6 protein-coding genes are annotated in these 7,808 nt (G+C 68.7%); 1 reads left to right on the forward strand and 5 read right to left on the reverse strand.

Annotated features, from left to right (window positions below; genetic code table 11):
• Positions 1–21: 21 nt before the first annotated feature.
• Both AC07FN_RS12035 and AC07FN_RS12040 read right to left on the reverse strand, forming a co-directional pair.
• Entirely contained in the window at positions 22–2,238 is a 2,217-nt protein-coding gene (locus AC07FN_RS12035) for a 3-hydroxyacyl-CoA dehydrogenase NAD-binding domain-containing protein (protein WP_478395639.1), read from the reverse strand.
• Between the two features lie 14 nt (positions 2,239–2,252).
• Positions 2,253–3,467, reverse strand: a complete 1,215-nt coding sequence (locus tag AC07FN_RS12040; protein WP_478395640.1) for an acetyl-CoA C-acetyltransferase — start codon at positions 3,465–3,467, stop codon at positions 2,253–2,255.
• A gap of 329 nt (positions 3,468–3,796) precedes the next feature.
• On the opposite strand from AC07FN_RS12040, the gene AC07FN_RS12045 reads away from it, so the two are divergent.
• Positions 3,797–4,402 (forward strand): TetR/AcrR family transcriptional regulator, encoded by a 606-nt coding sequence (locus AC07FN_RS12045; RefSeq protein WP_478395641.1) that lies wholly within the window; start codon positions 3,797–3,799, stop codon positions 4,400–4,402.
• 144 nt (positions 4,403–4,546) lie between these two features.
• Here the strand turns inward: AC07FN_RS12045 and AC07FN_RS12050 are convergent, their stop codons facing one another.
• From AC07FN_RS12050 to AC07FN_RS12060, 3 genes are all read right to left on the reverse strand, one after another.
• Positions 4,547–6,745 carry an MMPL family transporter gene (locus tag AC07FN_RS12050; protein WP_478395642.1) on the reverse strand — a complete coding sequence of 733 codons (2,199 nt, stop codon included), beginning with the start codon at positions 6,743–6,745 and terminating at the stop codon, positions 4,547–4,549.
• Between the two features lie 350 nt (positions 6,746–7,095).
• The gene (locus tag AC07FN_RS12055; RefSeq protein ID WP_478395643.1) at positions 7,096–7,275 is read right to left on the reverse strand and encodes a hypothetical protein; all 180 of its coding nucleotides are present in this window, start codon (positions 7,273–7,275) and stop codon (positions 7,096–7,098) included.
• Between the two features lie 15 nt (positions 7,276–7,290).
• Positions 7,291–7,458, reverse strand: coding sequence for an HIT family protein (locus tag AC07FN_RS12060; protein WP_478395644.1), 168 nt, complete (start codon positions 7,456–7,458; stop codon positions 7,291–7,293).
• Between the last annotated feature and the right edge of the window lie 350 nt (positions 7,459–7,808).

Below are 7,808 nucleotides of genomic sequence, written 5' to 3' on the forward strand. Positions count from 1 at the left end.
ACGGCTACGAAGCCTCGCGCGTCACGCCGCAGTGGCGGCGACGATGTCCCCGTCGGGTTCGCCGAGGTCGAACGGCTCCCCCGCCTCTGCGCGGCGGACCAGGGAGGCCGGCGGCTCGAACCGCTCGCCGTAGCGTTCCGCCAGTTCCCGGCAGCGCGCGACGAATCCGGCCAGCCCGCCCGAGTAGCCGTTCATGTACTGCACGACTCCGCCGGTCCAGGCGGGGAACCCGATGCCGAAGATCGAGCCGATGTTGGCGTCCGGCACCGACCGCAGCACGCCCTCGTCGAGGCACTTGACCGTTTCCAGCGCCTCCACGAACAGCATCCGCTCCTTGAGGTCGGTCAGGCTCACCTCGGACGGATCGCGCTCGGCCGCGCCGAAGTGCTCGGCCAGTCCCGGCCACAGCCCGACCCGCTTGCCGTCGACGTAGTCGTAGAAGCCGGCGCCGCTGGAGCGGCCCTTGCGGTCGAACTCGTCGACCATGCGGTCCAGCACCAGCTCGGCCGGGTGCGGCGTCCAGGTCCCGCCGGCGGCCTCGACGGCGCGCCTGGTCTCGTCGCGGATCTTGCGCGGCAGCGTCAAGGTCAGCTCGTCGAACAGCTGCAGGACGGGCGCCGGGAATCCGGCCTGCGCGGAGGCCTGCTCGATGGACGCCGGGTGCACGCCTTCGGCGAGCATCGAGACGCCCTCGTTGACGAACGTGCCGATGACGCGGCTGGTGAAGAAGCCGCGGCTGTCGTTGACCACGATCGGCGTCTTGTTGATCTGCTGCACCACGTCGAACGCGCGCGCCAAGGCCCGGTCGCTGGTGTGCTGACCGCAGATGATCTCGACCAGCGGCATCTTGTCGACCGGGGAGAAGAAGTGCAGGCCGATGAAGTCCTCGCGGCGGCGCACGCCCTCGGCGAGGTCGGTGATCGGCAGCGTGGAGGTGTTGGAGGCGATCAGCGCGTCGCCGTCGATGACCTCCTGCACTTCCGAGTACACCTGGTGCTTGATCTTCGTGTCCTCGAAGACGGCCTCGATGACCAGGTCGCAGCCGGTCAGCGGGTCGATCTGGTCGGTGGGCGTGATCCGGGCCAGCAGCTCATCCGCCTTGGCCTGCGTCGAACGCCCCTTGGCAATGGCCTTCTCCAGCAGCTTCGCCGAGTAGTCCTTTCCCTTCTCGGCCGCCGCGAGCGAGATGTCCTTGAGCACGACCTGCATGCCGGCCTTGGCGCACACGTAGGCGATGCCCGCGCCCATCATCCCGCCACCGAGCACCGCGACCTTCTTCGCGCGCCATTCGGGTTCGCCGGCCGGGCGGCTGCCGCCGGAGTTGATGTGCTGGAGGTCGAAGAAGAACGCCTTGCTCATGTTCTTGGCGGTCTGGCCGCAGACCAGCTCCACGAAGTAGCGGCCCTCGACGGCGAGCGCGGTGTCGAAGTCGACCTGCGCGCCTTCCACCGCGGCGGCGAGAATGTTGCGCGGGGCGGGCAGTGGCGCGCCCTTGAGCTGCTTGCGGAGGTTGGCGGGGAACGCCGGGAGGTTCGCGGCGAACTTCGGGTTCGACGGCGTGCCACCGGGAATCTTGTGTCCCGGCCGGTCCCAGGGCTGTGCCGCCTCGGGGTTGGCCTTGATCCAGTCCTTGGCGACCGCGATCAGCTGCTCCGGCGTGTCGACGAGCTCGTCGACGATGCCGATCTCCGCGGCCTTCTCCGGGCGCAGCCGCTGGCCCTGCAGCAGCACGTTCAGCAGGGCGTCGGCGATGCCGAGCAGGCGGACCGTGCGGACCACGCCGCCGGCGCCGGGCAGCAGGCCGAGGGTGACCTCGGGGAAACCGAAGCGGGCCTTGGGGTCCTTCAGCGCGATGCGGTGGTGGCAGGCCAGCGCAATCTCCAGGCCGCCGCCGAGGGCGGTGCCGTTGAGCGCGGCGACCACCGGCACGCCGAGGGTTTCGAGGCGGCGGAGCTGCCGCTTGACTCCGGTGGTGGTTTCGGCGACCCGTTCGGCGTCGCCGGGGCGGGCCTGGACCAGCTCGCGCAGGTCACCGCCGGCGAAGAAGGTGCTCTTCGCGGAGGTGAGGACGACGCCGGTGATGTTGTCGCGCTCGGCTTCCAGGCGCTGCAGGGTTTCGTCCATGGAGCGCTGGTAGCGCTCGTTCATGGTGTTGGCCTGCTGCTGCGGGTCGTCCAGGGTCAGCACGACGATGCCGTCGGCGTCGGACTCCCAGCGGATGGTGTTCTGCTCGCTCATGTGTGATGTGTCCTTCAGCCGATCCGTTCGACGACAGTCGCGATCCCCATGCCGCCGCCGATGCACAGCGTGGCCAGGCCGTAGCGCTGGTTGCGGCGTTCCAGCTCATCGATGAGGGTGCCCAGGATCATCGCCCCGGTGGCGCCCAGCGGGTGGCCCATGGCGATGGCCCCGCCGTTGACGTTGACCTTGTCGTGGGCGACGCCGAATTCCTTCATGAACTTCAGCGGGACCGCGGCGAAGGCCTCGTTGATCTCGATCAGGTCGATCTGGTCGATGCTCAGGTCGGCCTTGGCCAGTGCCTTGCGGACCGCCGGGCCGGGGCCGGTCAGCATGATCGTCGGATCGGCGCCGCTGAGCGCCGCGGCGACGATCCGGGCGCGGGGGCGCAGCCCGGTGCGTTCGCCGAGGGATTCGCTGCCGATCAGCGCCAGCGCGGCGCCGTCGACGATGCCGGAGGAGTTGCCGGCCGTGTGGACGTGGTCGATGCGCTCCACCCAGTGGTACTTCTGCAGCGCGACGGCGTCGAATCCGCCGAGCTCGCCGATGTCGGCGAAGGACGACTTCAGCCCGCCGAGGCTGTCGGCCGTGGTGTTGGCGCGGATGTGTTCGTCGCGGTCGAGGACGGTGCCGCCGTTTCGGTCGGTCACCGGGACCACGGAGCGGGCGAAGCGGCCGTCGGCCCAGGCCTTGGCGGCGCGGGTCTGCGATTCGGCGGCATAGGCGTCCACAGTAGACCGGTCGAAGCCTTCGATGGTGGCGATCAGGTCGGCGCCGATGCCCTGCGGCACGAAGGAGGTGGCGAAGTTCGTTTCGGGGTCCATCGCCCAGGCTCCGCCGTCGGAGCCCATCGATACCCGGGACATGGATTCGACGCCGCCGGCGAGCACGGCGTCCTCCCAGCCGGAACGCACCTTCTGGGCGGCGATGTTGACGGCCTCCAGGCCGGACGCGCAGAAGCGGTTGATCTGCACGCCGCTGACGGTGTCGGGCAGGCCCGCGGCCAGCGCGGCGGTCTTGGCGATGTCGCCGCCCTGGTCGGCGACGGGCGAGACCACGCCGAGCACGACGTCGTCGATCAGCGCGGGGTCCAGGTCCGGGTGGCGGCGCTGCAGCTCCTGGATCAGGCCCACCACCAGGCTGATCGGCTTCACCCCGTGCAGCGACCCGGTTTTCTTGCCGCGACCGCGTGGTGTGCGGATCGCGTCGTAGACGAACGCCTCGGACATGTGTGGCGTGCCTCCTCATTGCGGCAGGTGCTCCACCCAGAGTGTGACACCAACACTGTCACAGTCAATGGGTGTGGGGCTTGCCGAACGATCAGTTGCGCCCGGATGGGGGTTGGGGCGGTGCGAGCATGGGAACCTTCCTGTCACCTCCACGCACGAAGGGCCGCGTGACAGGAAGGTTCCCTTCCTCGCATCCAGCACCCGAGGGGCGGCAGGAAGGTTCCCAGCCGCCCCTACCACCGCGGACCGGATACCGTCCGCGGAGAATGTGAACGAACGGTCGCATCTTCGCCGGGGCTGGTGGCGGCCGCGCGGAGGAGGTGGCAGGGATGGCGGATCGGCCGCCGCAGCGTCGCAGGCAAGCAAGAGGCGAACGGCGCATCGAGTTGCTGTTGGACGCCGCCGCCGAGGTGTTCAGCGAGGTCGGCTTCGCCGCCGCGACCACGAACGCGATCGCGGCTCGCGCCGGGTCCTCCCCCGGCTCGCTCTATCAGTTCTTCCCGAACAAGGAGGAGATCGCCCGCGCCCTTGCCGAGCGGTACCTCCGCCAGTTGCAGGAGGCGCACCGCACCGCCTTGACCGTGGAGAACGCCGGCCTCCCGCTCGCCGAGCTGATCGACGCGATGCTGGACCCGATGATCGATTTCAACTTGTCGAACCCGGGCTTCCAAGCCCTGTTCAACACCCCGGACGAGGTGGCGACGAAACCCCTGCACATCCGCGAAGCGGTGATCGACCGGCTGAGCACGATCTTCGCCGCGCGCGCCCCGGAGCTGCCGGAGGATCAGAGGGTGCGCGCCGCGCGGGTGCTGACCGGAGCGTTCCGCGGCGTCCTGCCCCTGATCATCACGTCGACCGGAGACGAGCGAGCATCGGTCGTCCGCGAACTCAAGCGGATCTTCCACGCCTCCCTGGCACCGCTGGTCGGCGACTGATCTGCCCCGGGCCACGCACTCCAGCTTCAAAAGGTCGCGCGGAGATTTCGCCGGTCATGCGCTGCTGAACCCGTGACAGGAAGGGAACCTTCCTGTCACGGCGCCCGCCCGCACAGCTGTGGAGCGAGCGCCGATGGTCGGGCGCTAGCGCGTTCCGGCCAGGGATTGCGCGGTCGGCGACTGCGATGGGCTTGCTTCGCTGATGCCGAACCGGGCGTGGATTCGCTTCAGCGGTGCGGGGGCCCACCAGTTGGCGTTTCCGGCGAGCCGCATGAACGCGGGCACCAGGACAGCCCGGATCAACGTGGCATCGACCAGCACCGCCAACGCCAGGCCGAGCCCGAGCATTTTCAGGAAGAGCACGCCCGAAGACGCGTACATCGCGAAGGACACCGCCAAGATCGCTGCGGCAGCGGTGATCAGCGGTGCGCTGCGTTCGATCGCCACCGCGACAGCCGATTCGTTGTCACCAGTCCGGTCGTACTCCTCCTTGATCCGGGACATCATGAACACCTCGTAGTCCATGGACAGCCCGTACGCGATGCAGAACATCAGGATCGGAATGCTGGTTTCGAGCGTTCCGGTGGCGGTGAAGCCGAAGACGTCGGACAGGTTCCCTTCCTGGAACATCCAGACCAGCGCACCGAACATGACCGACAGGCTCAGCAGGTTCAGCACTGTCGCCTTCAGCGGCAGCACCAGGCTGCCGGTCATCAGGAACAGGATGATGAACGTGACCCCGAAGATCACCAGCAACGCCAGCGGCACCCTGTCGAGCAGCGCCGCCCGGAAGTCCGCGAGTTCGGCGGGATAACCGCCCACCTGCACGGCGAACGGCGCGGGGACGTCGCGGACGTCCTGCACGAAGCCCAGCGGGTCCGCCTCCAGGATCGCGGTGCTGGGCACGACTGAAAGCCACGTTCCGGTGCCGCTGGTGAACCGGTCGAATTCGGCCGGCACACCGGCCGCGCGCTGCCCATCGACGAACCGGCCAGCCATGGTATCGACCTGCACCACCCCTTCCAGCCGGGACAGCGCGGTCGCATAACCCTCGACCTGCGGCCGCAGTCCACTTGGGTCACCGGCGGACGGGGCGACGAGGTGGATCGCGTCGGACTCCTCGACCCCGAAGTTGGCCCGGATTCGCTCGGACACCTGCCGGCTCGATGCGCTGGGCGGCAGCACTCGGTCGTCCGGCAGGCCGAACCGCAGTCCGAGGATCGGTGATCCCAGCACCAACAGGATGACGATGACGGCGCCGCCGAAGGCGACTGGTCGGCGCATCACGATCAGGGCCGTGCGGTGCCAGAAGCCGGCGCGACTCGGCCCGGGGCGGCGACGCCGCAGCATGCCTCCGCCTATCGCACGTCCGACAAGGGCCAGCGCGGCCGGGAGGGTGAAGAGCACCCCGATGGCGCTGAACAGCACGACGAAGAACCCCGCGTAGGCGAAGGACCGCAGGAAGGGGAACGGGAACAACAGCAGCCCCAGCAGCGAGATCGCGACGGTCAGCCCGCTGAACAGCACCGTTCGCCCGGCGGTCTGCACACTGTGGATGATCGCGTCGTGCTGGGTGTCGCCGCTGCTGAGACGTTCCCGGAACCGGTTGATCACGAACAGGCAATAGTCGACTCCCAGCCCCAATCCCATCGCGAGGGTGATGTTGAGCGCGAACGTGGAGACTTCGGTGAAGGCGGCCGTGACGCGCAACGCCGCCATGGTGGCGACCATCGCGAACACTCCGATTCCGAGCGTCAGCAGAGCCGCGACGAATCCGCGGAACACCAGCACCAGCAGCACGAACACGAGCGGGAAGATCAGCGCTTCGGCCCGGATGAAGTCCTGCCCAGCCTGCGCGCCGACCTGCCGGAAGACCTCCTCTCGGCCACCGACCTCGACCGCGATGTCCACGGTGTCGCGGGTGAACTGCGGTGAGAGGTTGCGGAGGATGCCGCGGGTCTGCGTCGCGTCGCCCGGAACCCGTGCCAACACCAGGGCCTGCCGTCCGTCGGCGCTCCGCAGCGACGGACTGGCCCCGCGGGACCAGTAGGAGTCGGCCTCGGCCACTTCCGGACGGGCGGCCAGTTCGTCGGTCAGCGCCCGACCTGCCGCGGCGACGACCGGATCGTCCACGTTTCCGTTCTTGGCGGTGACCAGCAGTGACATGTTCGGCCCGCCGGTGCCGAACTCGCGGTCCAGCACGTCGGCGGCGACCAGCGACTCGCTGCCCGGCGATTCGAAGCGGGACAGCGAAAGCGCGCTCATCGCGCCGGAGGCACCGACCAGTGCCACGGCGAACATGACCAGGCTGACCGCGAGGGTCCACCACCGGCGCCAGATCACGAATCGGCCGAGGCGCGCCAACGCGGGTTCGGGGGGCGGACTGTTGCCCGAATCAAGCATCGCGAGAAGTCCCTCTCTTGGCTGCTGGCGGTGTCGTTACCAACTCGGAAGAACATGCGAGCAAACACTCGCATTTTTCGAATGCAAGTAAACGCTCGCAAAAGTGAAGTGGAGGTGAAATCAGACGCTCGGTCGCGGCCCGCTCCCGCCGGCCACGGGAGCGGTGCAAGGGAACCTTCCTGTCACCGCAGGAACCGAAACGGCCCGCCCGACGGGAGCAAGGGAACCTTCCTGTCACTCCAGGCCCGGGCGGACCCATCTGGCTGCGCAGCCGGCAGCAAGGGCCTGCGTCAGGAAGCCGAAGGGTGCAGCGCCGCTCTGAGTTGGGCGCAGATCGCTTCGACCTCTGCTTCGTCCGGGATGTCGCCTTCGGTGAACATCGCCATCTGCAGTGCGGGCCCGTAGCCGCCGAACCGTTCCATCAGGTCGCAGGTGGCGGGCTGCACGACGAAGTGGATGTGTCCCGGCACGCCTCCGGAATGCGATCACAGGCAGACGTAGACCTGCTCCGGGCGCACGACGTCTTCGACCGCTGCAGACACGCGCCGCAGCAGCGGACCGAGCTCGGCGCTCTCCTCTTCGGTCAGCTCCGCGATATGCAGCACGTGGCGGAACGGCTTGACCAGCAGCGTGCCAATGCCCAACGGACCCACGCAGTGCTCCACCACCCAGGAAGCCGTCTCGTGGAGATCTCCCGCCCGGGAGGCCGACTGCGCCGCTGGAGAGATCACAAGCCAGACACCGGCCCGCCTGCGCAACCAAGACCCGACCTCCTGGAATCCGGTGACAGGAAGGTTCCCAAGCTCGCGCCCGGAATGACAGGAAGGTTCCCATGCTCGCGCCCGACGGGCGTCGGCTCGGCGCCCGGCTGGTGATGGCGAAATGGTCGCGGGGGGGGGGGGCGGGGGGGCGAACCCGCGGTGGGGGGGTTTTCGCCCCGCAACAAAACTTTTCCTTCCCCGCCGACGACGGGGGGGTTTCGCACCCCCCCAGGTTGTGCCCC

The sequence above is a fragment of the Saccharopolyspora sp. NPDC045941 genome (genome assembly GCF_056431445.1).